This is a genomic window from Mesorhizobium sp. CNPSo 4670, from assembly GCF_057784235.1.
In genome coordinates this window covers 274,644-299,317 of record NZ_JBWJFQ010000004.1, presented here as the reverse complement: position 1 = coordinate 299,317, position 24,674 = coordinate 274,644, and the positions used below count along the sequence as shown (strand labels likewise).

Sequence of the window (24,674 nt, the reverse complement as noted above, 5' to 3'; positions counted from 1 at the left end):
CGACAGCCCTGCCTCGGCCAGGTGGGGCTACACCAGTTCCCTGCCCTTGGCGTCGATGGCGTTGGCCACTGCCTCGTCGGTCGCCTCGTCGGGCAGCAGCATCTCGTTGTGTGCCTTGCCCGACGGGATCATCGGGAAGCAGTTCGCAAGTGTCGCCACGCGGCAATCGAACAGCACCGGCTTCCTGACCGAAATCATCTCCTTGATCGCATCGTCCAGTTCGTCCGGCTTCTCGCAACGGATGCCGTGGCCGCCATAGGCCTCGGCCAGCTTGACGAAGTCCGGCATCGCCTCGGTGTAGGAATGCGACAGCCGGTTACCGTGCAGCAGCTGCTGCCACTGCCGCACCATGCCCATATACTGGTTGTTGAGGATGAAGATCTTGATCGGCGCGTCGTGCTGCACGGCCGCGCTCATCTCCTGCATCGTCATCTGCACGGAGGCGTCGCCGGCGATGTCGATGACCAGCGCATCGGGATGCGCGATCTGCACGCCCAATGCCGCCGGCAGGCCATAACCCATCGTGCCCAGCCCGCCTGACGTCATCCAGCGGTTCGGCTTCTCGAAATGATAGTGCTGCGCCGCCCACATCTGGTGCTGGCCGACCTCGGTGGTGATGTAGGTGTCGATGCCCTTGGTCAGTTCGTAAAGCCGCTGGATGGCGTATTGCGGCATGATTACGTCGTTGTTCATCTTGTAGGCGAGTGAATCGCGCGCACGCCATTTGGCGATCTGCTCCCACCAGGGGTAGAGCGCCTTCTTGTCGGCCTTGGCGGTGGCCCGCCACAGCCGCACCATATCCTCCAGCACCCGGCCGACATCGCCAATGATCGGCACTTCCGTGTGGACGTTCTTGTTGATCGACGACGGATCGATGTCGATGTGGATCTTCTTCGAGTTCGGCGAAAACGCGGTCAGCCGCCCGGTGATGCGGTCGTCGAAGCGCGCACCGATGCAGATCATCACGTCGCAATCATGCATGGCCATGTTGGCTTCATAGGTGCCGTGCATGCCCAGCATGCCCATCCAGTTCTTGCCCGATGCCGGATAGGCGCCGAGCCCCATCAACGTCGAGGTGATCGGGAAGCCGGTGAGATCGACCAGTTCGCGCAGGAGATGGCTCGCTTCCGGACCCGAATTGATGACGCCACCGCCGCTATAAATGATCGGCTTCTTGGCGCCGGCCATCAATTCGACCGCCGCCTTGATCTTGTCCAGGTCGCCCTGGACCTTGGGCTGATAGCTGGTGCGCGGCGCGATCTGCGGCGACACGTAAAAGCCTCTGGCGAACTGCACGTCCTTCGGGATGTCGACCACGACCGGACCGGGACGGCCGGTGGTCGCGACATGGAAGGCCTCGTGGATGGTTGCGGCGAGTTCGTTGACGTCCTTCACCAGCCAGTTGTGCTTTGTGCAGGGGCGCGTGATGCCGACCGTGTCGCATTCCTGAAAAGCGTCGGAGCCGATCAGCGAGGTCGGCACCTGTCCGGTCAGGCAGACCAGCGGGATCGAATCCATCAGCGCGTCCTGCAGCGGCGTCACCGCATTGGTGGCGCCGGGTCCCGATGTCACCAGCATGACGCCGGCTTTGCCGGTCGAGCGCGCATAGCCTTCGGCCGCATGGCCGGCGCCCTGCTCGTGGCGCACCAGAATGTGCTCGACCTCGTCCTGTTGGAAAATCTCGTCGTAGATCGGGAGTACTGCGCCGCCCGGATAGCCGAAGACATGCTTGACGCCATTGTCCTTCAGCGCCTGCACCACCATTTCGGCGCCAGTCATTTCGGTTCTTGGCATTTCGCGCCGCTCACTCTGTCCGTTGCTCATCGGTCTGGTCCCGTACTGCCGCCATCTGGCGATTGCTGGTCGTTTAGTCGTGTTTCAGGCAATAAAAAAGGCCCCCGAGGGAGCCTGTGTGTTGCGCATGGGAGGTTTTCGCCCGGCGGTTACACCGCCTTGCCCACGCGCTTTCCTACGAGAATGAGTGCCGTTTTCATGGTGGCGGACAATAGAATTGGTTTTACGCCGCTGTCAACGGCGAATCTGAGTGACATGAACCCGCAGCAAAGGGGCCGGCTCTCCTGTTCGGCACCGGCAAGCCATCACCGGAAAATCCCATGGGGTTCCCGATAAGGCATTGAAAACACGCCAAACTATTGGAGGGCGTGACGCTGCGGAGCTTTTGAAGAAATACTCCGCTCATCGTGGACAACTCAGTCCGGCCAAATCGCTCGAACGAGAAGCGATCACAATCCAAGGAGGAAAGCTGATGCTCGACAAGGCCCCTAACAAGAAACTGTCCGACCTGCTCGACCAATTCGGCGCCGCCCTGGCCGCCAATGACATCGAGAAAGCGGTCGATTGCTTTCAGGAGGACTGTTACTGGCGCGACCTCGTCACCTTCACCTGGAACATCAAGACCATGGAGGGTCGCGACCAGGTCCGCGACATGCTGAAGAGCCAGTTGTCGAAGACCAAGCCATCCCACTTTGCCATCGCCAAGGGTGAGGACGCGACGGAGAGCGGCGGGGTGATAGACGGCTGGATCAGCTTTGAGACAGAGGTGGCGCGTGGCTTCGGCCATGTCAGGCTGAAGGACGGCAAGATCTGGACGCTGCTGACCACCATGGTCGAATTGAAAGGCCACGAGGAGCCGGCGGGTTTCGCGCGACCGATGGGTGCCAAACATGGCTCGGGCAAGAACCGTCAGACATGGAAGGAGGAACGCGAGAAGGAAGCCGCAGAGCTCGGCTTCAAGACGCAGCCCTACACGGTGATCATCGGCGGCGGCCAGGGCGGCATCGCGCTCGGCGCGCGCCTGCGGCAGCTCGGCGTTCCCACGATAATCATAGAAAAGAATGAGCGGGCCGGCGACAGCTGGCGCAAGCGCTACAAGTCGCTCTGCCTGCATGACCCGGTCTGGTACGACCATCTGCCCTATATCGATTTCCCGAAGAACTGGCCGGTCTTTTCGCCCAAGGACAAGATCGGCGACTGGCTGGAAATGTACACCAAGGTGATGGAACTGAACTACTGGTCCTCGACCGAGGCCAAGAGCGCGTCTTATGACGACAAGAAGAAGGAATGGACGGTGGTCGTCCACCGCGACGGCAAGGACATTACGCTAAGGCCGAAGCAGCTGGTGCTTGCTACGGGACAATCCGGCAAGGCCAATATGCCGAAATTCAAAGGCATGGAAAACTTCAAGGGCGATCAGCATCACTCCTCGAAGCACCCCGGTCCGGATGCCTATGCCGGCAAGAAAGCCGTTGTCGTCGGCTCGAACAATTCCGCCCACGACATAGCCGCGGCACTTTGGGAAGCAGGCGCCGATGTCACCATGGTGCAACGCTCGACCACGCATATCGTCAAGTCCGACACGTTGATGGAAATCGGGCTGGGGTCCCTCTATTCGGAACAGGCGGTGCAGAGCGGTATGACCACGGCCAAGGCCGACCTCGTCTTTGCCTCCCTGCCCTACAAGATCCTGCACGAATTCCAGATTCCGGCGTACGCCGAGATGAAGAAGCGCGATGCAAAATTCTACACGGGTCTGGAGAAGGCCGGCTTCATGCTCGACTGGGGCGATGACGATTCGGGCCTGTTCATGAAGTATCTGCGGCGTGGTTCGGGCTACTACATCGACATCGGCGCTTCCGATCTGATCATCGATGGCTCGATCAAGCTGAAAAGCGGTGTCAACGTGGTCGAGATCAAGGAGCATTCGGTGGTGCTCAGTGACGGATCGGAGTTGCCCGCCGATGTCATCGTCTACGCCACCGGTTACGGCTCGATGAATGGCTGGGCGGCCGACCTGATCTCCAGGGACGTCGCCGACAAAGTCGGCAAATGCTGGGGTCTCGGTTCGAACACCACCAAGGATCCCGGTCCATGGGAGGGCGAATTGCGCAACATGTGGAAACCGACGCAGCAGGAAGCACTGTGGTTCCATGGCGGCAATCTGCACCAGTCACGCCACTATTCGCAGTTCCTGTCGCTGCAGTTGAAGGCCAGGCAGGCAGGCCTGCCGACGCCGGTCTACGGGCTGCAGCAGGTCCATCACAAGGGATAGCGCCTCGTACATCCGCTCCTTTTTGAACCCGCGCGGCGATTCCGCCGCGCGGGCTCTGTCTGTTCAGTCCTGCAGCGTCACGCACTTCGCCTTGGCCCAACGCTCGAGGATCTTGCGCTCGTCCGTCGTTGCCAGACGATTGCCGAAACCGCGCACCTGGACCGCCCGATGCTGCGGATCGAGCTCGATCGTCAGCAAGCGTTCAGTCTTGCCGAGCGCCTTGCGTCGCAGCGCCCAGATCGAGGCATTGCCGGCAATGCATTTGGTCGCATAGGACGACACGCAATGATGCATCGCCCGGCTCTCGGCAACGAGGTCCTCTGCGGTCTTCAACTGGCGAATGGAGAACCACTCGCCATGCGCCTTCGCCTCCTTGGGCGGCGGATGCCATTCCCAATCCTGCAGGCGCGAGCCGTCCCAGGCGCTGCACTGCGCGGGTGCGCCGGCGACGGGCTGAGCCCGCGCGGCGGCCCGCCGGCGCATCGCCTCGATGCGTTCGATCGCAGCAAGATCGCGATGCCAGTCCGACATCTGCCGGTGCAGCGAGGCGAGCGTGCGGCCCTTCAGGCTGTAGGCAGCATCGCGCCGGTGCTTGGCGCCGATATAGTCACAGAGATCGTCGATCTCCTCCTTCGAAGCAGGATGCTCGCAGAAGAAGCGCGCCACCTCGCGCCAGAAGGCCAACTCGCCACGCGGCGTGCGCGCGATCTTCGTGCGTGCAAGTCGTGCAGCCAGCCCCCAATCCTCGGTGTAGGATCGGACGATCGCGAACCAGAACGCCTCGTCGAAGGTGAAATCGCCGGACACGTTCAGGAAGCAATGCACCTCCTTTCGCGACAGCCACGCATTGGCGCCCGCCTTGTAGAGCGAGCCGCCACCTGCGGCCGTGACGTACCAGGCCAGGCGAAATGCGATCTCCTGACCATCGAGCCCCGACCTATCCAGCCAGATGGCCTCAAGCGCGGCAGAAACCGGATAGCGCGCATAGAGATAGCGGGCGGCAGCCAGCCGCAGCCGCGCCGGGTCGCGCGTCTTCAGCTTTGGACGCCACAACGCGCCGTCGCGGATCGCCATGCCGGCATAGCCGCGGCGTACCTCGTCGAGCGCCCGCTCGAAATCGGGAGCGGGGCGCGGTATAGCGGAAACCCGCCGCAGCGATGCTTGATATGCTTCAGTGCGTTGGCGCTCGGCGTCCTGCCTGAGCTGGATCATGGACCTGGCCATGGCCGTTCTTCCCGATTGGAACCCTGTCAGCCGCACGCAATTCCAGCGTCGGCACGGAATGTGTCGATCTGGGTTGGCGTGACATGGACAGGTCTCCTTTCAGGATGACGGGTTGGAAAGGCGCGATCTCTAGGCCCACAAGAACCTCGGCGCAAGTGCCATTCCTTCAATGTTTACAATGGCCTGTCGGAGTGTTGCAAAGCTGCATCTTTGATTTTCAGGCAGCCGCGATCGTCGGCGGGGAGCTCCAGGCTTCCACCGTTTTCATGGACAATGCGGCCTAACGCGGTCGCGGGCAGCGTGGCGCGCGCAGACGACAACTGCCGCCGCGCATCGCGGCACGGCGGTCCTCAGAGTGTCAGGAAATTGGAACCGCTGTGGCGCGGGTCAGCCCGTTCGTCCGCCGCGGAGGCGCGAAATGCGTGAACAAGATCTCATCGTCGCCTCCATCAAAAGCGTGGTTGATACGGTGCGGCCAATGAAAATGCGAGCCGCATGTCGGGCGCGGCCAATACATCGGAACGAGCGCAACGGCAAGACGGCGAGCGCGCTCGGCCTTGACGGAATTGCGTCAGGCGCGATCGCGAAAGTCGCGAACGACCCGCTGCAGCAGCGGCACGTAATCGCGGAACGTCCGTGTCTTCATGTTGGCGATCTTGCCGCTCTCGTCCCAGATGCGGACCCGGACCGCTTCTTCATGGAAGGGATTCTTGCGGAACTCGGCCACCTCATCGGCGCTCATCGGCCCGCCCTGTAGCGACAGCGTATGCACCGAGGCCTGAGACAGCTTGCCGAAATAGCTCGGATCGGTGGCGCAGAGATAGCGCTTGGCCGAAACATGCAGCCTGACGCATTCGACGATGACCGGGGGAAAGAACGGCGCCAGCACCGCGCCGCCCGCTTCGTCATGATGCTTGTCCTCGACATCCTCGGGCGAATAGGTGCCGAACTCGCTGGTGTAGTGGCCGATGTCGTGCAGCAGGGCCGCCGCCACCAACTCGTCCGGTGCGCCATCCTGCTCGGCGAACCATGCGCCCTGCAGCATATGCTCCGACATGGTGACGGGCTCGCCGAGATAGGATTCCGCGCCCCGGCGTTCAAAGATGTCGGCGATGAACTCGACGATGTTGTCCGCGTTCAGGTCCTGGCTGTTCATTCCGCCGCCTCCTTGAACCCGTGTTCGATCGCCGCGAGCGTCGACAGCAGGCCGTCCTTGTCGGCATAGCAACCCTGCAGCCAGCGCTTGCCAGTGCCGGAAAACGCCTTGCGGGCATGCATGACGCGCGTGTTGTCGACGATGAACGCCTGGCCCGCTTCGAGCTTGAAGGTCACTTCGAAGGACGGATCTTCGATCAGCTCGGCAAACCGGCGATAGGCGGCATAGTAAGCCTCCATGTCGGCGAACGGCACGTCGACCGTCGGCGCCAGCGAACGGTTGTTGAAGCGGATGCAGATCAGCTCGCCGTCGGGCCCGAGTTCGATCATCGGCCGTTTCGCCCGTAGCCGCACGCCGGAAGAGCCGGCATATTCGAAACGCGCCGGGCATAAACTCAACAGCCGGAAGCCTTCGGGGCTTTCAGCGTGCAAGGCCGCCGCGACGGCAAACCCGTCGACGACGCTGGACTCGCCACCCTCCACCGTATTCTCGATGCAGGACAGGATCTGCAGCGTCGGCACCGGATCGCGATAGGGATTGTCGGTGTGCGCCTGGAGGCCGAGATTGGTGTAGGCGAGATTGCTGGGATTGACCTCGGCGCGCACTTCGAACCAGCGGCCGTAATTGGTCTCCCTGATATAGCCGAACAGATCGGACACTTTGCAGAGCGCCCCGGATTCGGCCGGCAGATCGTCCATCACCGCGAAGCCATAGGCTTTCACCGCCGCCAGCCATTGCCGCAAGACGTTGCGGTCGCGGCTGGCAGCTGCATAGCCGGCACGCGGCACGGAATTCTGCATCGTCGCCTTGGTCCAGCGCATTGTGTCCTCGCCTGTCCAGCCGGCTTGGCGGACTACATCGCGATCATAGGCGTTGGCGCTCAGCCATATCGAGGGAAAGCTCACCGTCTTTCCTTCCGGCACGAAGCTGACCTCGAGGGCGTCACCCCTGATCGACGCCGCGCCGATCTTCGTCTCGGCTGGAATGTCAAGGATGGTGATGAGCCGCTGGCCGTTGCCGGCACTGCGCGTCTTGTCGTCCAGCGCATTGTCGCGCAGCCACATGGCGTGAAAGCGAGTGCGCGTCCCGTCCTTCCAGCCAAGTTCGATGGTTTTGCCTTCGTCGCCGATCAGCGCGTGGGTGAGCATGGAGATCCATTCCTGCAGCCAGGCCTGCGGTCCGATCCGCAGGTTTCGATTGCATGTTGACCGCGCGAAAGGCATAATTCAAATTATCGTTTTTTGGCCAATGACCTTAAATATCTAATGGCTCGAACAATCCCGCCCTTGCCTCCGCTTGACTGGCTGCGCAGTTTCGAGGCTGCGGCGCGGCTGTCGAATTTCACCGCCGCGGCAACCGAGCTTGGCCTGACCCAGGCGGCGGTCAGCCAGCACATCCGGCTTCTCGAAGAACGGCTGAAGACGCGTCTGTTCTCCAGGCTGGCGCGTGGCGTCGCGCTGGCGCCGGAAGGCGCGGCTTACCTGCCCCACATCCAATCGGCTTTCGCCACTATCGGCAACAGCACCGCGGAATTGTTCGAGCCGCGCGCCGTCCAGACCGTGACCGTTCGCGCGCCGATCTCCTTTGCCCTGCTGATGATTGTTCCAGCCCTGCCCGACCTGGCCAAGGCATTGCCGCGCATCCAGCTCGACCTGGTGACGATCCACCGACCGGCCGACTACGACCTGCCGGGCTCAACGCTCGACATCCGTTTCGGCAACGGATCCTTCCCTGGACGTGAAGCCGACAGGCTGACCGCCGAGCGGCTCGTGCCGGTGACTGCCCCGGCCCTGGCCGGCGACGCCGACTGGACCTCCCTGCCGCTGCTTCTGGTCGCCGGCGCGCGCGAGATGTGGGCGGAATGGTTCGCGGCCGCTGGGTTGGCCGGCCACCCCCGGCGATCGCATCGCTTCGACAGTTTCGTTGCCGCGATGGAGGCGGCCAGGGCCGGGGCCGGCGTGTTGCTGGGCTCGCGGCCGCTGGTCAATACCGCGCTCGACAGCAGGACCCTGGTCAGGCTTTCCGACTTCGAACTCTCCAGCACCTCGGGGCATTTCCTGACCAAAGCGTCGACCGCGCGCCTGACCAGCGCCGAGCAGGATTTCCGCCAGTGGCTGCTGTCCCGCCTTTCCGGTTACGGTCCAGCGTGACTGGTTACGAGATTGGCCCGATACGCTTCCAATAGAGGAGCGTACCGGTCAGTCCGCCATGCGGCTTCAACGCATAGTCCGGTATCTCGCCGGCGAGCGTGAAACCGAGCTTCTCGTAGAGGCCTGAAGCACCCTCCTCCGTCGCCGTATCGAGAACCAGCAGCGTGCGCCCCTTTTGAACGGCCAGGCTCTCGGCGGCCCGCATCAGGCGCGTTCCCACGCCCTTGCCCCGGTAATCCAAACGGGTCATCAGCTTGGCGATCTCGGCCCGGTGCGGCTGGTTGGGCGGACAGTCGAGCAACAGGGTGACAGTGCCGACCAGGACCTCGCCGTCCCAGGCGCCCAGCACCGCCCTTTCCCCTCTTGCCGCCGCTGCCAGCGATTTCTGCCAGAATGCGCTAGCCGCTTCCGGTGCCAGCGGATGCATGAAACTGACCGATCCACCGGCCGCTACCGTTTCGACCAGCAATTCGGCCAGCATCTCCTGCGTCACCGCAGCCGGGGTCAGTGGTCCGATCTCGATCCAGTTCATGCGCGTGATGTCCTGTGATTGCGATGGGGCGGCAGATGCGGGCACATTGCCGTCAGTCCAGATGGCGCACACGGCGTCGCTTTCGGGCCGCCTTGATGGCGCCGATGCGTTCGGTGTCCTCTTCCCCGAGATGCCGCCCGCGTTCCAGAATCTCGAGCGTGTATTCCTCATAGGTCAGGCCCAGCCGCTCGGCCTTGTCCATGCGCAGCAGCATGACCTCGCGGCTCGGCGCTTTCCACGCCTTGGCATGGGCGGCGTGCCAGGCAAGGAAGATATAGGGATCGCCCTTGCCCCATGGCGGGCCCTTGTACTCGTCAAGAGGCGGCCCCCCATTGTGGGAGCGCTTCGGTCGTCTGGCCATGAGTTCAACCCCTGACCAACGCGACGAGATAGTCGGCGCCGGGTTCCAGGGCGTGGAAGGTACAGTCCGACGGCGCGCCGAGCGCCAGGCAATCGCCAGGGTCGAGCCGGTGCACCACATCGCCCTCGATGAACTCGAGCCGCCCCGAAACCAACCATATCTGCTGCTTGATGAATGCATAGGACGCAGCGGGAAAACTGACCCTTGCGCCCGCCGGCAACTGGACCCTGATCAGTTCCAGCGGCATGTCCGAGGCGGGCGACAAATGCCGCCTGACATAGCCCGTACCAGGATCGCGCCACACCGGTTGATCGGCCTCGCGCAGCAGCCCGCCGCTTTGCAATTCGGCGCGCGCGATGAGCGTCGATAGCGTCATGCCGAAGGCCGACGCGATGCGCACCAGAAGTGCTGCCGTCGGGCTGGTCTTGCCGCGCTCTATCGTGCTCAGCATCGCCTTCGACACAGCGGAGCGCCCCGCAAGCTCGGCCAGCGACCAGTCCCGCATGGTCCTTTCGGCGTGTATTCTTCTGCCGATGGTCGAGGAAATATCGTTCGCTATATCATCCATATGTCCATTATAGCGAAATGCCGGCGATGGAGAAGAGCCCTCTCGCGACAATTTTCACGGGTCCCTTAATCGTCTCTACACCATCCGACCTCATCCCGCCTTAACCCCGTTCCTGTAGGCTCGATGCTCCAGGGGAAATGGGGATTGGCCTATCCATGTATGTCGAACGCGAAGCCTCCGTTGGAGAACCGACATTGCAGGAGCGCCGCAACGCAGAACAGAACGACAGGCGCATTCTGGGCAACGTCGTGCAATGTGACGGTGCGCGCGCCACCATCAGCGCCTTTGCGGACGATATTGACGGCGCGGTGACCGGCCTGTGGACGGTCGGCAAGATGATTTCCATCAATCTGGGATCCACGCGAACCGTCGGCCTGGTCTACGGGATCGGAAAGTCGGACCGCGCCTGGAGCAATGAAGGTCAAAACCCGATCGAGGTCAGCATCGAGCTGATCGGCGAAGTCCGCGACGGAGCAGAACCTGGCGCCAAGCCGATCTTCGATCGCGGCATCACCACCTATCCGCATATCGGCGCCATCGCCCATCGCATCCGCACCCGTGACCTGCAGGCGGTCTATGATCTTGCCGGGCGTTATTCGATCACCATCGGCACACTCTCGCAGGACGAGACGATCGCCGCCAACATCGCCATCGACGATACGTTGGCGCGTCACTTCGCCGTTGTCGGCACCACCGGTGTCGGCAAATCCACCGCCGTCTCGTTGCTGCTGCGCAAGTCGATCGCGGCGCGGCCGGACCTGCGCATCCTGATCCTCGATCCGCACAACGAGTTCGCCGCGTCGCTGCCCGAATATTGCGTCAGGGTCGATTCCAAGACGCTCGACCTTCCGTTCTGGATGTTCAGGCTGGAGGAGTTCGCCGAGGTGCTGTTCCGCGGCCGCGAGACGGTGCCGGAAGAGATTGACGCCTTGCGCGACCTCATCCCCGCCGCCAAGAACCTTTACCGCAACCCGAATTCGGGCAGCTACATCAGGCGCGGCAGCGATGCGCTGACCGCCGATACGCCGGTGCCTTACCGCATCGCCGACCTCATCAAGCAGATCGACGAGCGTATGGGCATGCTCGAAAGCAAGACCGATCGACCGACGCTGAAATCCTTGAAGACGCGCGTCGAATCGGCGGCGGCCGACCCACGCTACCGCTTCATGTTCAACTCGCGCCTGATCGAGGACACTATCCACGAGACGATCGGCAACCTCTTCCGGGTGCCGCATCATGGCCGCCCGGTGACCTGCTTCGAGATGGCCGGCATGCCGTCCGAAGTGGTCAATTCCGTCTGTTCGGTGCTGGCGCGCCTGGCCTTCGACCTCGCTTTGTGGAGCGAGGGCAAGCTGCAGCTTCTGCTTTTGTGCGAAGAAGCGCACCGCTACATGCCGGCCGATCCGCGTCTCGGCTTTGCGCCGACAAGGCACGCGCTGTCGCGCATCGCCAAGGAAGGCCGCAAATATGGCTGTTATCTCGGCGTCGTCACCCAGCGACCGGGCGAGCTCGACCCGACCATCCTGTCGCAATGTTCGACCTTCTTCGCCATGCGACTTGCCAACGAGCAGGATCAGGCGATCATCCGTTCGGCGATTGCCGACTCCTCGGCCTCGACACTGGCTTTCCTGTCGTCCATGGGCCAGCGCGAGGCCATTGCCTTTGGCGAAGGCGTGGCGACGACGATGCGGCTGAAGTTCGAAAAACTATCCTCGGAATTGATCCCCGGCACCAACAAACGCGAAGAAGCCGCATCGAAAGCCGGCGAGGATGTCGACCTGGTGGCAATCGTCGAGCGGCTGCGCAACGTGCCGAAACCAACGCAGCAGGCGATGGCCTTCGCCGAAGTCGTCGATTCAAGCCGCCAGGCCGGCGATCCCGACTACCGCAAGCCACCGGCCACCAGCCGCGTGCAATCGGATGACGATTTCGACATGCGCTACGGTCTCAAGCCCGCAACCTTCGGCCTGCGCCCGCAAAACGACTGAGCCGGGAACCTAGCGCCAGTCCGCCGACCGACTTGGAAGCCACGTCAAGTTTCCAGGGCGGGGCGTCGTTGGCACGCATGGGTAAATCCCGAAAGGGAATTCATCAGGCCGAGTTGAATGACGTGGCTTTCGAGAAGCCGGAGCGGAGCGGACATTTAGTCCGTGAGCACCGGAAGTCGAGAAAGCGACGTCAGGCGACCGGCCTCATGAATTCTTCTTCGGGATTTTAGGCGCAGACGCGGTTGCGGCCTTGCCTCTTTGCCTCATAAAGCTGGCGGTCGGCGCGGCGATAGAACTCCTCCGCGGTTTCCTTGCGGTCCCAGACAGCCAGACCGACGCTGGTGGTGATCTTGAGCCGGACATTGCCGGAGAGCACCGACATGTTGGCGACCGCCTTGCGGATGCGCTCGGCAAACTTGCCCAGCAGTTCGGAGTCCATGTTGGGCGTGACCACCGCGAATTCCTCGCCGCCCAGCCGCGCCACCACGTCGTGATAGCGTGTCAAGTCCTTGAGGCAGCTCGCAACTGCCTTGAGCACCTCGTCGCCGACATCATGGCCATGGGTGTCGTTGACCTGCTTGAAATGGTCGAGGTCAAGGATCATCAGCCCGACGGGCTTTTCGATGCGCCGGAACTCCTCGAGATATTCCTTCAGCGCGTCGTCGAAATAGCGCCGGTTCTGCATGCCGGTCAGGCCGTCGGTCAGGGCGGCATGCTCGAGTGTCTCCGAGCGGGCGCTGAGCGAAACCGTCATGGCGCGCAGCTTGCCTTCCTCCGTCGCCTGTTTGCGGATCAGCGGATAGATGAAGAAAATGCCGAAGAACAGCGCAGTGGCCAAAAGCACGCCGGTCGCGAACAGCAGCTTGTTGAGATAGATGACCTTGTCCATGCCCGAAGCCGTATGCAGCTCGGTGGCGAAGGATTGCAGCAGTCCATAGGCATGCAGCGTCACCAGGCCGGCGGCCAGGATCACGAAGATAAAGACGAAAAATGCTGATTCCGCCTTGTGGAAACGCATCTGCTCCCCAATGGAAAAGTGCCCACTGACCTTATGGCATGGGCGGGCTTACGGAGGGTTAATTTGGACAACCGCAACGGGAACCTTACCTTGCAGATAAATTTTTCAGGTTGCAATGGAGACAGGCGATCAAATCGTGGTTTCCAGATCGTCACCGGGCCGCAATCTTTGCCATTCCGAGCCCAATTGATGCCTGAACCAGGTCGTTTGCCGCTTGGCATATTGCCTGGTTGCGATCTTGGCCCGCTCGATCGCCTGGGGAAAACCAATCTCTCCAGCCATCGCAGCCTGCAGTTCGCGAACGCCGATCGCTTTCATCGCCGGCAATTCGGTGTCGAGGCCTAGCGCCAATAGCCGCTTGACCTCGTCCAGCGCTCCCTTGTCCAACATCTGGTCGAAGCGTTTTTCGATGCGGTCGACCAACGCCGCTCGATCCGGCTCGATCACGAAGAAACGCGCGCTCTGCCTGTCGATGAGCGGCCGGCCGCGCTCCGCCTGCCATTCCCGGATCGAACGGCCCGACGCGTCGAGTACCTCCAGTGCCCGCACGATGCGCTGGCTGTCGGTCGGCTTCAGCATCATGGCAGCCGCCGAATCCTCGCGCAGCAGCAGTCTGTGCAGCTTGACGGCGCCCTGCTCCTTCAGCTCATAGCGCCAGCGGTCACGAATCCGCTGCGGAATGTCGGGCATTTCCGAAATGCCCTCGGCAAGCGCACGGAAGTAGAGCCCGGTGCCACCGACAAAAATAACAGGCTGTCCGGAGAGCGTACCGTCCTCGATCAGCTTCATCACGTCGCGCAGCCAGGCGCCTGTGGAATAGGCTGTGGCCGGGTGGACATGGCCATAGAGAAAATGCCGCGCGCGTGCGAGGTCGTCCGCCCCCGGCCGGGCGGTCAGCACGTCGAGCACCGAATAGCCCTGCATGGAATCGGTGTTGACGATGACGGCGCCCTCGCGCTCGGCCAACTCGAGCGCAAGGGCCGACTTGCCGCTGGCGGTCGGCCCGGCTATCAGGATCGCGTCCTTCACGCGGCCCTCGCCCGCCTGTCTGCCGGATTGTTCCATGCCGCTCATCGCCACGCTTGTTTCCCGTCCCGCCGATCGCGCATTGTCGCTGTCGCTTGCGAATATGGCGTCACGGTCGGTCGGCGCAAGCGCTGTTGCCTGGCTTGCCGACGGGATTGCCTGCGATCTTGCCTTGCCGCGGGAGGCTGACGCCGCCGGGACAAGCGCCGCCTTGCGCGCAGCACTCGCCACCGAACCGGTCGACGTGGTCGTCCAGCAGGCGGAAACCCGCCGCAAGAAGATCCTCATCGCCGACATGGATTCGACCATGATCGACCAGGAATGCATCGACGAACTGGCCGACGAGATCGGCGTCAAGGATCACGTCGCCGCCATCACCGCGCGATCGATGAACGGCGAGATCGCGTTTGAACCGGCCTTGCGCGAGCGGGTGGCGTTGTTGAAGGGCCTCGACGCCGCCGTGGTCGACCGCATCGTCGCCAATCGCCTGACGCTGGCCTCCGGCGGCGGCGCGCTGGTGCGAACCATGCGGGCCAATGGCGCCTGGACGGCGCTGGTGTCTGGCGGGTTCGAGGTGTTCACGACGCGCATCGCGGCCATGCTTGGCTTCCAGGAGAACCGCGCCAACCGCCTGCTTGAACAGGACGGCCGCTTCACCGGGCTGGTCGGCGAACCGATACTCGGTCGCGCCGCCAAGGCCGATGCGCTGATCGAGATTTCCACACGCCTCGGCCTGACGCCGACAGACGCGATTGCCGTCGGCGACGGCGCCAATGATCTCGACATGATCCGGCTGGCCGGCACCGGTGTCGCCCTCCATGCCAAGCCGACGGTGGCGGCACAGGCAAAGGTGCGCATCGACCACGGCGACCTGACAGCATTGCTCTATGTGCAGGGCTACAGACAGGAAGAGTTTGTGCAATGAAACCAATGCGAACCGAGCGCCTGATCCTGCGCAACTGGGAAGATCGCGATCGCGAACTGTTCCACCGGATCAACTCCGACGAACAGGTCATGGAATTCTTTCCGTTCCGCCGCAACCGCGCGCAGGCGGACGCCAGGATGGACGAGGTCCGCGCCTGGGTCGATGAGGACGGCTATGGCTTCGCCGCGGCCGAGATTGCGGCCACCGGCGAGTGCATCGGCTTTGTCGGGATAACCGGGACAGAAGACATCGACGTCCTACCCGACGGCACGATCGAGATAGGCTGGCGTCTCGCCCCGGAATTCTGGGGCAAGGGCTACGTCACCGAGGCGGCCGAGGCCTGGCTCGCCTACGGTTTCGAAACGCTCGACCTGGACGAAATCGTGTCTTTCGCGGTCTGCGACAACCATCGCTCCACCGCCGTCATGAAACGCCTCGGCATGAGGTTCGACCCGGCCAGCGACTTCGATCATCCCGACGTCCCTGACAGCCACCCGGCGCTCAAGCGGCATGTCCTCTACAGATTGTCGCGCAAGGACTGGCAGGCAAGAAAAAAGGCGGCTCAATAGCCGCCTTTTTTCTTCTCAAAATCAGGGCACTACAAGCCTTTCCGGACTTCAGTCCATCCGGATCGTCACGAACCTGAGCTCGCCGGTCTTCGACGCCAGCATCAGCAGCGCGTTCTTGCGCCCTTGCTCCTTCAGGGCGCCAATCCGATCCATGACGTCCTTGGGCGTGGCGACCGATTCCTGTGCGATCTCGGTGATCACTTCGCCCGGCTGGATGCCGCGTTCGGCGGCAGCCGAATCCTTGGTGACATCGGTAATGACGACACCGGAGACATCAGCGGCAATGCTGAACTTCTTGCGTGTCTCGTCGTTCAGTTCGCCGACGGTCATGCCAAGCACCGAAGCCGTCGAGACGGCCGGAGCCTTGTCACCCTTGTCCTTGTCGGTGTTGCTGCTGTCCTCGCCGCTGGCGAGCTTTTCGCCATCTTCGAGCCGGCCGAGCGTCACCTTCACGGTCTGCTCGACGCCCTTGCGCACGATCAGCACGTCGACCGCCTTGCCGACCGGGCTTTCGGCGACCACGCGCGGCAGGTCGCGCATTTCATGGATGTCCTTGCCGTCGAATTTGAGGATGACGTCGCCGGCCTGGATGGTGCCGTTGTCGACCGGGCCGCCCTTGATGACGCCGGCGACCAGCGCGCCCTTGGCGGTGGCCATGCCGAGGCTCTCGGCAATGTCGTCGGTCACCGGCTGGATGCGCACGCCGAGCCAACCGCGCCGGGTCTCGCCGAACTGGCGCAACTGGTCGACGACGCCCGAGGCGAGCTGCGAGGGGATGGAGAAGCCGATGCCGATGGAACCGCCGGACGGCGAAATGATTGCGGTGTTGATGCCGATGACCTCGCCGGCGCTGTTGAACAGCGGACCGCCGGAATTGCCGCGGTTGATCGCGGCGTCGGTCTGGATGAAATCGTCATAGGGACCGGAATTGATGTCGCGGTTGCGGGCCGAAACGATGCCGACCGTCACTGTGCCGCCGAGGCCGAACGGATTGCCGATCGCCATGACCCAGTCGCCGACGCGCATCTTGGTGGAATCGCCGAACTTCACCGCCGTCAGCTTGTGGCCCTTCGGGTCGACCTTCAGCACAGCGACATCGGTCTTGGTGTCGGTGCCGACCAGCGTCGCCTTCAAGGTGATGCCATCCGAGAAATTGACCTCGATGTCGTCGGCATCGGCGATCACGTGATTGTTGGTGACGACGATGCCTTGCTCCGCGTCGATGACGAAGCCGGATCCCAGTGACTGCACTTTCTGCCCGCCATTGTCCTTGTCGCCGCCACGGTTCTTGAAGAAATCGTCGAAGAAATCCTGGAAAGGCGAACCTTCGGGCAACTGCGGCATCGGCACCGCGCCCGGACCTTCCGTGCCCTTCACAGTCTGCGAGGTCGAGATGTTGACCACCGCCCCGAGCAGGCCTTGCGCCAGGTCGGCAACCGAAGCAGGTCCGTCGGCGGCAAATGTCGGCGTCATGAAGGACGGAGCAGCGACGGCGCTGACAAGAAGTGCTGCCGCGCCGGCGATCAGCGTCCGCCGTGCCGCGCGCAAAAGGGTGTTGGATGTCATCGAGAAGCCTCCCGGTATTCTTGAAAAGAAAAGCGCTTCGACGAAAACGCCGCGTCGCGCCATGTTGGCAAAAAATAAGGCACGTTTGCGGCTATGACTATCGGCAGAGGATAAATCATCCGTTATCCCGGGATCGAACTTCGTATCCCCGGATCGAAGCTCGTATCCCAGGATCGAAGTTCGTATCCCGGGATCGAAGCTCGTATCCCGGGATCGAAGCTCGTATCCCGAAAACCGAATTCGCCGCCCTCACCCGCTTCGAACCAGCCAGACGATGCCGACACCGATGGCAATCGCCGCCAGCCCGGCGATCCGCAACGCATTCTCGGGCAGTGACAGCACTTCAGTGGCCAGCTTCCTGGCAAGGCCTGGAAAGCCGCCATAGACCAGACCTTCTATCACAAGGACGAGGCCCATGGCGGCGAGAAAGTCCTGCACCTGCCGCTACGGGCTGGTGCTGGGCTGTGCCGCAGGCGCGGCAGGTGCCGTCGCCGGCGCGGCAGGTGCCGGCGAAACCGGCTTCGCTGGCGCCTCCTTGCCATCAGGATCGCGGAAGAACCGGAAGAACTCCGAGTTCGGCGACAGCACCATGGTCGTCCCGGTGTTGTCCAGCGCCGTGCCATAGGCGTTCATCGACCGATAGAAATCGAAGAAGGCCGGGTCGCGCTTATACGCTTCCGCGAAGGTGGCGCTGCGCTGGGCTTCGCCCTCGCCTCGCAGGATTTCCGACTCTTTGCGCGCTTCGGCAACGATCTCGACCACTTCGCGATCGGCGCGAGCCGTTATGCGCTGTGCCGCTTCGTTGCCGCGTGCCCTCAGCCGCGCAGCCTCTGCCAGGCGTTCGGCCTTCATGCGGTCGTATGTCTGCTGCGAGACTTCCGCGGTGAGATCGGTACGGCGAATGCGGACATCCTCGATCTGCAGGCCGAGCGACGTGGCGTCGGGCCGGAGCTGATCGCGGACTTCGCGCATCATTACGGCGCGCTGTTCGGAGAGCGCGGCCTCGAAATCGCGCAGACCGTAGACGCGGCGCAAGGCAGCGTCGAGACGCGTCCTGAGCCGGGCTTCGGCAAGTTCGATCTGACCGGACACGGCGGCACGGAAGACGCGCGGATCCGAGATGCGATAGGCGATGAAGGCATCGACCTCATAGAACTTGCCGCCCGACACCTGGACGCGGATGTTGTCGAGGTCGAAGCGCAGCACCCGGTTCTCGATCAGTTGCACAGTATCGGCGTCGAAGAACGAGAATGGCGCCTTGAAGTAGATGCCGGGCTCGCTCTTGACGTCGACGATCTCGCCGAACCTGAGCACCAGCGCCTGCTGGCGCGCATTGACCACGAAGACCGACGAGTAGAGCAGGAACAGGATGATGGCCGCGGCGACGACGATGATGGGGAGACGATTGGCCATCACTGGTTACCTCCCGTAACGGCAGCAGGGGCGGCCGGTGCCGGCGCTTTCGGCTGCAATGCCGGCAGCGGCAGATAGGGAACGACCCCTTGCCCGTTGCCCTGCTCGACGATCACCTTGTTCGAATCCTTCAGAACTCTCTCCATGGTTTCCAGATAGAGGCGCTTGCGTGTCACATCCGGCGCCTTGGCATATTCGTCATAGACCGAGATGAAGCGCTGCGCCTCACCTTCGGCTTCCTGCACGACCCGGTTCTTGTAGGCGGCCGCGTCTTCGCGAACCTGTGCGGCCTCGCCGCGCGCCTGGCCGAGCTTCTGGTTGGAGTACTGGTTGGCCTGCTCGACGAACTTGTCCTCGTCCTGCTCGGCGCGCTGCACCTCGTCGAACGCATCGGCCACCTCGCGTGGCGGTGCTGCATCCTCGATCGAGACGGCGTTGACGTTGAGGCCGGCCTTGTAGCCGTCCAGCGTCGTCTGGATGATTTCGCGAACTGAGGCGGCGATGCCCTGGCGGTCATCGCGGAAGATGTCCTGAGCCGGCCGGCGGCCGACGGCTTCGCGCATGGCGCTTTCGGCAACCTGGCGCAGCATGCCGTCGGGATCGGAGACGTCGAACAGATAGGCCCGGGGGTCGGAGACCTGATAGGCCACCGAGAACTGGACGTTGACGATATTCTGGTCGCCCGAAAGCATCAGGCCGTTGCCGCTGGAGTTGCCGCCGCCAATGTCGACGAGCTGTTCGGAGATCTTCGCCGTCTCGACGGTTTCGAGCGGCCACCAATGGAAATGCAGGCCGGGCTGCGACAGTTCGGCCTTCGGCTTGCCGAAGCGCAGTTCAACCGCCACCTCGTCGGGCTGCACGGTGTAAACCGCCTGGAACGCCCACAGCACCACAAGTGCGGCCGCGATCAGCGCGAAAATAGCCGGGCTCGCACCACCGCCACCCGGCAGTGCGCGCCGCAGCCTGTCCTGGCCGCGGCGAATGATGTCTTCGAGATCGGGAGGCGAGCCCTGCGGGCCGCTCGGTCCCTTTGGTCCCTGCCCCCAGGGTCCCTGATTGTTGCCGCCGCCGCCCCATGGGCCGCCGCCGCCGCTTTTATCGTTCCAGGGCATGAATGTCCTTTCGCATGGAATTCCCTCAAGCGCCGGTATTATGGCGCGAAATCCAGTATCGTTCTTCTATAGGGACGCCACGAGACGCTTTCAACGCGATGCGTTGCAGACTTCGTCCGATTTGGTCCGGTCGCGACCCTTTGTCGTCTTTCAATGCACGTCGCGGCGGCGCTCGTAAACCGAATAGCGCGTCGCGTGGCTGTCCTTTTCCCCCGCCGGAACGTCCTGTGAGCTGACCATACGCCAGGAATTGGGATCGATCGGCCTGAAATGCGCATCGCCGTCGACCGTTGCCAACACATGGGTGACGTGCAACCGGTCGGCCAGTGGCAGCGCCTGAGCGTAGATCTCGCCGCCCCCGATGACGCAGACCTCGTCCACACCGGCCATGCAGCGCCCGCGCACAGTCGCCAGCTGGATCGCGGCTTCGAGCGAATGCGCGACCTCGATGCCCTCGGCGCGCCAAGCCTTGTCGCGGGTGACGACGATGTTCAGCCTGCCCGGCAGCGGCCGGCCGATGCCTTCAAAGGTCTTGCGGCCCATGATGATCGGCTTGCCCATCGTGTCGGCCTTGAAGCGCTTGAGATCGGTCGACAGGCGCCAGGGCAGCCCGCCATCCCGCCCGATCACGCCGTTCTCGGCAATGGCAACGTAGATCGCAACATGCATCAGTTCGCATCCCCGCCATTGTTGTCCGTCGGATCCAGAAGCAGGATGTCGATGTCGTGCTCGGGATAGAAATCGTCTGCCGTCATCTCGAACGTCGTCGGCCCGACCTTTTTGACATTGTCGCCGCAGAACGAGACCAGCGCTTTCGGATTGACCTTGTCGACGGTCAACTTGAACTTGCCGATGGTGCCCGCCGCCCAGTTGCCGCCGGTGGTCAGGATATAGGCGATGCGGCTTTCGTTGTACTGGGGATAGCCGTCTGGACCATCCTTCGCCGCCTTGCGCACCGCGTTCTCGAAGGTGTCATCCATGCAGTAACGGGTCTTGTAGCTGACGTATTGGCCCTGGAACTTGCCGTCGAAGAAAAAGCTGACCGAAGACGTGCCGCCGACGCTCGGCTTGTAACGGTGCGAGACATGAACGTCCTTGTTGGCCGGAAAGGTCGAGCGCCACCAGTAGGTCGACCGCAATTGCCAGAACGGCGCGTAGTTGGGTTTCGCGCCGGGGCTGTCGTCAATCGTGTCCTCGATGATGATGCCGCGGTTGACCCAGTCGTCGGCCACCGCTTGCGGCAGCTTTGCCAATGCAGCTTTCGCCGGGTCGCCGAATGGGTTGAACGGTACATTCTGCGCCTTCAGATCCGCACCGATGTCGATGCCGAGCGCGAACACCTTCTGCTCGAGCTGCGGCTTGGCGGCGACACCGTCGATCGTCACTTCGAAGCCGAGAAAATTGTCGCTCTGATTTTCAGGGATCGCCGGCATCTCCTCGGGATCGCCCGAAATGTCGGGCATCGGGAACGCGACGATCGCGTCGACATCCTTGTCGGTGTTGTTGTGGAAGACGTAGTCGACCGTCACCTTTTCCGGCGAGATGAAGAGGTCCTCGCTTTGCATCGACACCGCATCACTGCGCGACAGGATCAGGCCGCCGGTGCCGAGCTCGGCAACCGAATCATTGGCGAATGCAGGCGCGGCTGAAAGCGCCAGCACGGCGGTCAGGACGTATCGCAACATGGAAGCCCCCTCGGCTAGAATGCCGACACGACCCTAGCCGTTTCAATGTGGCGTTTCAAAGCCCTTCCGCATCCGCGGGCGCGCCATGACGCTCTGGACTAACAGGTTTCGATCGGGCAGGAGATCGTTCCATGCGCAAGCTTCTCGTCATCGGCATCGGCGCCGGCAATCCAGACCACATGACCGTTCAGGCCATAAACGGCCTCAACCGCGCCGACGTGCTGTTCATTCCCGACAAGGGCGCGAAGAAGAACGACCTTGCCGATCTGCGCCGCCAGATCTGCGATCGCTTCGTCACCAACCCGAAGTCGCGCCGCGTCGAATTCGACGTGCCGGTGCGCGCCGAGCCGGCGCCCTCTTACCGCTCGACGGTCGACGACTGGCACGAGGCCATTGCCGCCATCTACGAAGCCCTGATCCGCGACGAGATTGCGCAGGATGGCTGCGGCGCCTTTCTGATCTGGGGCGATCCCTCGCTCTACGACAGCGCGCTGCGCATCCTCGAGCGCGTGCACCTGAGAGGCAATGTCGCGTTCGAACTGGAGGTCCTTCCAGGCATCACCGCTATCCAGGCGCTTGCCGCCAGCCACAAAATGGCGCTGAACCGCATCGGCGATTCCGTCCTCGTCACCACCGGCCGCCGCCTCTCCCAGGAGGGCCTGGCCGACAATGCCGGCAGCACCGTCGTCATGCTGGACGGAAAATGCGCGTTCAACACGCTTGCCGACAAGGATGTCGTTATCCACTGGGGCGCCTATCTCGGTACCCCGGACGAGATTATTCTCTCGGGCCGGATCGGCGACATCGGCCCGGAGATCGAAAGGGTCCGCGAAGAAGCCCGTCGGCAAAAGGGCTGGATCATGGATACGTATCTGCTGCGCAAGCCTGGCGAGCCGCAGGACAACTAATCCCATTTTGTTTGCGGCATCGCTGAGATCGGCTCGAAACTCGCCCTGGCGAGGTGAATAGCGTGAATTTCGAGAACTGGAGCGGAGCGGACATTGAAGTCCGCGAGCACCGGAAGCGCAGAAAATCGCGCTAGGCGCCCGTCAGGGTAGAGTTTCCAGCCGATCTCACCCGGCATCGATTTCAGCCTGCAGCGCCTCCATATGTGTCGCTGCCGCAGCCGCAGCCGCGCGTTCAATGGCGCGGAAGCGGCTGACAACCGCAAGCCCCACCGCCGTCAGTTGCGCGCCGCCGCCCTTGCGGCCGCCGGTCTGCGCCGCGACCAGCGGTTTGCCGAACACCCGGTTCATGTCCTCGACCAGGTCCCAGGCGTGCTTGTAGGACATTTCCATGCCACGCGCGGCGGCAGAGATCGAACCGAAGGCGGCGATCTGCTCCAGAAGCTCGATCTTGCCCGGTCCGATGCGCCCGTCGGGGTCGAGATTTATCCGCAAGCTCAGCGACGGCATTTTTGCTCCTCCGCGGTCACGTCCGATCCCATACTAGAAGCTCCTCAGCGATACCGCTATTCCAAAAAAACATAGCGATGGTCAGCCATCCGCTTCGGCGGGCAGGCCGGCGCCGGTGTTTGCCCGGTCGAAGCTCACCGTCTTGACCACGGCGAAAACCTTGCCGCCGAGCCGAAGCTTCAGCGCCTGCCGCGACTGCTCGGTAATGCGGGCCAGCACGGTTGCGCCGTTGCAATCGATGCCGACCTCAACGGTCGCGCCCTCGCCCGGGCCGATGGCGACAATCGTGCCCGGCAGAATGTTGAGCGCGCTCAGGCCTGTCGGTTTCTCCGTTGCGATCATCACGTCGCGGGCGCGGATGCGGATGCGCACACGCGCCCCTGTCGTCATCGCCAGCCACGGCACCCGGATATCGCCGGCGGCCGAGCCGAGCACGGTCATGCCGAAAACCTCGTCATGGTGCAGCACCTTCGTGTCCAGCACGGCGCCGCCCTCGGCGCGCTCCTCCGCCGGGAGCAGGTCGAGCCTTTGCATCACCGCCTCGGTCGGTCCGCTGGCGATGACATGGCCTTGCGCCAGCGTCACCACGTCAGTGGCCAGCCGCGCCACCTCGGCAACCGAATGGCTGACATAGACGATCGGGATTTTTGACTCGTCGCGCAGCCGCTCGATATAGGGCAGGATCTCGGCCTTGCGCGCCTCGTCGAGCGAGGCCAGCGGTTCGTCCATGAGCAGCAATCTAGGGCTGGCCAGCAACGCCCGGCCGATCGCCACGCGCTGCTTCTCGCCGCCCGAGAGCCTTGCCGGTCGCCTGTCCAGCAGCGGTCCAATGCCGAGCAATTCGACAACGGCATCCATCTCGGCGTAGCGTTCCGTCGCCGGCGTGAACCAGCGGCCATAGCGCAAATTGCTGGCCACGCTCATATGCGGAAACAGCCGCGCATCCTGAAACACCATGCCGATGCGGCGCTTGTGCTTTGGCACGAAAATGCCAGCGCCCGTGTCGACCAGCACGCGGCCATCGACCTCGATGCGCCCTTTGTCGGGCCGGATCAGCCCGGCGATCATGTCGATCAGCGTCGTCTTGCCGGACCCGGAGGGTCCGAACAACGCCGTCAGCCGCCCGGCGCTCTCAAAGCGAACATCGAGGCTGAAATCGCCGAGGCGATGGCTGATGTCGACAAGGACGGTCATTCAATGTCCATCCGCCGTCCGACACGCCGTGCCAGCACCTCCGAAGCGACCAATGCGGCCATCGAGATGACAATGGAGATCAGCGTCAGCCTGAGCGCGCCTTCATCACCGCCCGGCACTTGCGTGAAGGTATAGATCGCCGACGGCAGTGTCTGCGTCTCGTTGGGGATGTTGGACACGAAGGTGATGGTCGCGCCGAACTCGCCCATCGCCTTGGCAAAAGCCAGGATGGCGCCGGCGATCAATCCGGGCAGGGTCAGCGGCAGCGTGATGGTGGCGAACACCCAGTAGGGATTTGCGCCGAGCGTTCCCGCCGCCGCTTCCATCTTGCGGTCAACCGCCTCGATCGACAGCCGGATCGCGCGCACCATCAGGGGAAAGCCCATGACGCCGCAAGCGAGCGCCGCACCCGTCCAGCGAAACGAGAAGACGATGCCAAAATGCTCGGCCAGGAAGGCGCCGGCCGGCCCTCGCTTGCCGAAGGTCAGCAACAGCAGATAGCCGGTCACCACCGGCGGCAGGATCAGCGGTAGATGCACGACGCCGTTGAGCAGCGTCTTGCCCCAGAATTGTCCTCGGGCAAGCAGCAGCGCGATCAATATGCCCGGCGGCAGGCTGGCGAGCATCGCCACCGTCGCCACCTTGATCGACAGCCGGACCGCATTCCATTCGTCGGGAGTGAGGTCCAGCAGCCAGTTCATGC

General features: G+C 63.0%; 24 protein-coding genes. 6 read left to right on the top strand and 18 right to left on the bottom strand.

The window, feature by feature from the left end; all coding sequences use genetic code 11:
• Positions 1-27 precede the first annotated feature (27 nt).
• Complete coding sequence (locus tag AC0ZT5_RS10070) at positions 28-1,824, bottom strand: acetolactate synthase 3 large subunit (protein ID WP_488496330.1); 1,797 nt, start codon at positions 1,822-1,824, stop codon at positions 28-30.
• A gap of 442 nt (positions 1,825-2,266) precedes the next feature.
• Here AC0ZT5_RS10070 and AC0ZT5_RS10065 point away from each other — a divergent pair, with 442 nt between their 5' ends.
• A complete protein-coding gene (locus AC0ZT5_RS10065) occupies positions 2,267-4,069 on the top strand; it encodes an NAD(P)-binding domain-containing protein (protein ID WP_488496329.1) in 1,803 nt (600 codons plus the stop codon).
• Positions 4,070-4,132: 63 nt separating this feature from the next.
• Here AC0ZT5_RS10065 and AC0ZT5_RS10060 read toward each other — a convergent pair whose 3' ends face one another.
• From AC0ZT5_RS10060 to tmpA, 3 genes are all read right to left on the bottom strand, one after another.
• A complete protein-coding gene (locus AC0ZT5_RS10060; RefSeq protein ID WP_488496328.1) occupies positions 4,133-5,293 on the bottom strand; it encodes a PcfJ domain-containing protein in 1,161 nt (386 codons plus the stop codon).
• Between the two features lie 571 nt (positions 5,294-5,864).
• Positions 5,865-6,449, bottom strand: a complete 585-nt coding sequence (gene tmpB / locus AC0ZT5_RS10055) for a (R)-1-hydroxy-2-trimethylaminoethylphosphonate oxygenase (RefSeq protein ID WP_488496327.1) — start codon at positions 6,447-6,449, stop codon at positions 5,865-5,867.
• Positions 6,446-7,597 carry a 2-trimethylaminoethylphosphonate dioxygenase gene (tmpA, locus tag AC0ZT5_RS10050; RefSeq protein WP_488496326.1) on the bottom strand — a complete coding sequence of 384 codons (1,152 nt, stop codon included), beginning with the start codon at positions 7,595-7,597 and terminating at the stop codon, positions 6,446-6,448. Before tmpA ends, tmpB begins: the two co-directional genes overlap by 4 nt.
• Positions 7,598-7,714: 117 nt before the next feature.
• On the opposite strand from tmpA, the gene AC0ZT5_RS10045 reads away from it, so the two are divergent.
• Positions 7,715-8,599, top strand: a complete 885-nt coding sequence (locus AC0ZT5_RS10045) for a LysR family transcriptional regulator (RefSeq protein ID WP_488496325.1) — start codon at positions 7,715-7,717, stop codon at positions 8,597-8,599.
• A gap of 4 nt (positions 8,600-8,603) precedes the next feature.
• Here AC0ZT5_RS10045 and AC0ZT5_RS10040 read toward each other — a convergent pair whose 3' ends face one another.
• From AC0ZT5_RS10040 to AC0ZT5_RS10030, 3 genes are read right to left on the bottom strand one after another with little or no spacing between them, the layout of a single operon-like run.
• Entirely contained in the window at positions 8,604-9,131 is a 528-nt protein-coding gene (locus AC0ZT5_RS10040) for a GNAT family N-acetyltransferase (RefSeq protein WP_488496324.1), read from the bottom strand.
• 52 nt (positions 9,132-9,183) lie between these two features.
• Positions 9,184-9,492, bottom strand: a complete 309-nt coding sequence (locus AC0ZT5_RS10035; protein ID WP_488496323.1) for a hypothetical protein — start codon at positions 9,490-9,492, stop codon at positions 9,184-9,186.
• 4 nt (positions 9,493-9,496) lie between these two features.
• Positions 9,497-10,060 carry a helix-turn-helix domain-containing protein gene (locus AC0ZT5_RS10030; protein WP_488496322.1) on the bottom strand — a complete coding sequence of 188 codons (564 nt, stop codon included), beginning with the start codon at positions 10,058-10,060 and terminating at the stop codon, positions 9,497-9,499.
• A gap of 155 nt (positions 10,061-10,215) precedes the next feature.
• On the opposite strand from AC0ZT5_RS10030, the gene AC0ZT5_RS10025 reads away from it, so the two are divergent.
• Complete coding sequence (locus tag AC0ZT5_RS10025) at positions 10,216-12,048, top strand: ATP-binding protein (protein WP_488496321.1); 1,833 nt, start codon at positions 10,216-10,218, stop codon at positions 12,046-12,048.
• 226 nt (positions 12,049-12,274) lie between these two features.
• On the opposite strand, the gene AC0ZT5_RS10020 is transcribed toward AC0ZT5_RS10025, so the two are convergent.
• On the bottom strand, positions 12,275-13,066 hold the full coding sequence (locus AC0ZT5_RS10020; protein WP_488496320.1) for a GGDEF domain-containing protein: 792 nt from the start codon (positions 13,064-13,066) through the stop codon (positions 12,275-12,277).
• A gap of 129 nt (positions 13,067-13,195) precedes the next feature.
• Positions 13,196-14,140, bottom strand: coding sequence for a tRNA (adenosine(37)-N6)-dimethylallyltransferase MiaA (gene miaA, locus AC0ZT5_RS10015; protein ID WP_488496319.1), 945 nt, complete (start codon positions 14,138-14,140; stop codon positions 13,196-13,198).
• On the opposite strand from miaA, the gene serB reads away from it, so the two are divergent.
• Both serB and AC0ZT5_RS10005 read left to right on the top strand, forming a co-directional pair.
• Positions 14,130-15,017, top strand: a complete 888-nt coding sequence (gene serB / locus AC0ZT5_RS10010; protein WP_488496318.1) for a phosphoserine phosphatase SerB — start codon at positions 14,130-14,132, stop codon at positions 15,015-15,017. The genes miaA and serB overlap by 11 nt on opposite strands.
• The gene (locus tag AC0ZT5_RS10005) at positions 15,014-15,586 is read left to right on the top strand and encodes a GNAT family N-acetyltransferase (protein WP_488496317.1); all 573 of its coding nucleotides are present in this window, start codon (positions 15,014-15,016) and stop codon (positions 15,584-15,586) included. The genes serB and AC0ZT5_RS10005 overlap by 4 nt, the downstream gene beginning before the upstream one ends.
• A 48-nt stretch (positions 15,587-15,634) precedes the next feature.
• On the opposite strand, the gene AC0ZT5_RS10000 is transcribed toward AC0ZT5_RS10005, so the two are convergent.
• From AC0ZT5_RS10000 to AC0ZT5_RS09975, 6 genes are all read right to left on the bottom strand, one after another.
• On the bottom strand, positions 15,635-17,152 hold the full coding sequence (locus tag AC0ZT5_RS10000; protein ID WP_488496316.1) for a DegQ family serine endoprotease: 1,518 nt from the start codon (positions 17,150-17,152) through the stop codon (positions 15,635-15,637).
• A 249-nt stretch (positions 17,153-17,401) separates the two neighbouring features.
• Positions 17,402-17,590 (bottom strand): DUF2065 domain-containing protein, encoded by a 189-nt coding sequence (locus AC0ZT5_RS09995; RefSeq protein WP_095087125.1) that lies wholly within the window; start codon positions 17,588-17,590, stop codon positions 17,402-17,404.
• A 6-nt stretch (positions 17,591-17,596) separates the two neighbouring features.
• On the bottom strand, positions 17,597-18,565 hold the full coding sequence (gene hflC, locus AC0ZT5_RS09990; protein ID WP_477286992.1) for a protease modulator HflC: 969 nt from the start codon (positions 18,563-18,565) through the stop codon (positions 17,597-17,599).
• Complete coding sequence (gene hflK / locus AC0ZT5_RS09985) at positions 18,565-19,677, bottom strand: FtsH protease activity modulator HflK (protein WP_477286990.1); 1,113 nt, start codon at positions 19,675-19,677, stop codon at positions 18,565-18,567. The genes hflC and hflK overlap by 1 nt, the downstream gene beginning before the upstream one ends.
• Positions 19,678-19,827: 150 nt before the next feature.
• Positions 19,828-20,346: a dihydrofolate reductase gene (locus AC0ZT5_RS09980; protein WP_488496315.1), complete on the bottom strand. Its 519-nt coding sequence runs from the start codon at positions 20,344-20,346 to the stop codon at positions 19,828-19,830.
• Positions 20,346-21,362 (bottom strand): DUF4424 domain-containing protein, encoded by a 1,017-nt coding sequence (locus AC0ZT5_RS09975; RefSeq protein WP_488496314.1) that lies wholly within the window; start codon positions 21,360-21,362, stop codon positions 20,346-20,348. The genes AC0ZT5_RS09980 and AC0ZT5_RS09975 overlap by 1 nt, the downstream gene beginning before the upstream one ends.
• A gap of 131 nt (positions 21,363-21,493) precedes the next feature.
• On the opposite strand from AC0ZT5_RS09975, the gene cobF reads away from it, so the two are divergent.
• On the top strand, positions 21,494-22,270 hold the full coding sequence (gene cobF, locus AC0ZT5_RS09970) for a precorrin-6A synthase (deacetylating) (RefSeq protein WP_488496313.1): 777 nt from the start codon (positions 21,494-21,496) through the stop codon (positions 22,268-22,270).
• A 165-nt stretch (positions 22,271-22,435) separates the two neighbouring features.
• Here cobF and AC0ZT5_RS09965 read toward each other — a convergent pair whose 3' ends face one another.
• From AC0ZT5_RS09965 to modB, 3 genes are all read right to left on the bottom strand, one after another.
• Positions 22,436-22,777, bottom strand: a complete 342-nt coding sequence (locus tag AC0ZT5_RS09965; protein ID WP_095087111.1) for a winged helix-turn-helix domain-containing protein — start codon at positions 22,775-22,777, stop codon at positions 22,436-22,438.
• Positions 22,778-22,858: 81 nt separating this feature from the next.
• Entirely contained in the window at positions 22,859-23,971 is a 1,113-nt protein-coding gene (modC, locus tag AC0ZT5_RS09960; RefSeq protein WP_488496312.1) for a molybdenum ABC transporter ATP-binding protein, read from the bottom strand.
• Complete coding sequence (gene modB / locus AC0ZT5_RS09955) at positions 23,968-24,672, bottom strand: molybdate ABC transporter permease subunit (protein ID WP_488496311.1); 705 nt, start codon at positions 24,670-24,672, stop codon at positions 23,968-23,970. The genes modC and modB overlap by 4 nt, the downstream gene beginning before the upstream one ends.
• Between the last annotated feature and the right edge of the window lie 2 nt (positions 24,673-24,674).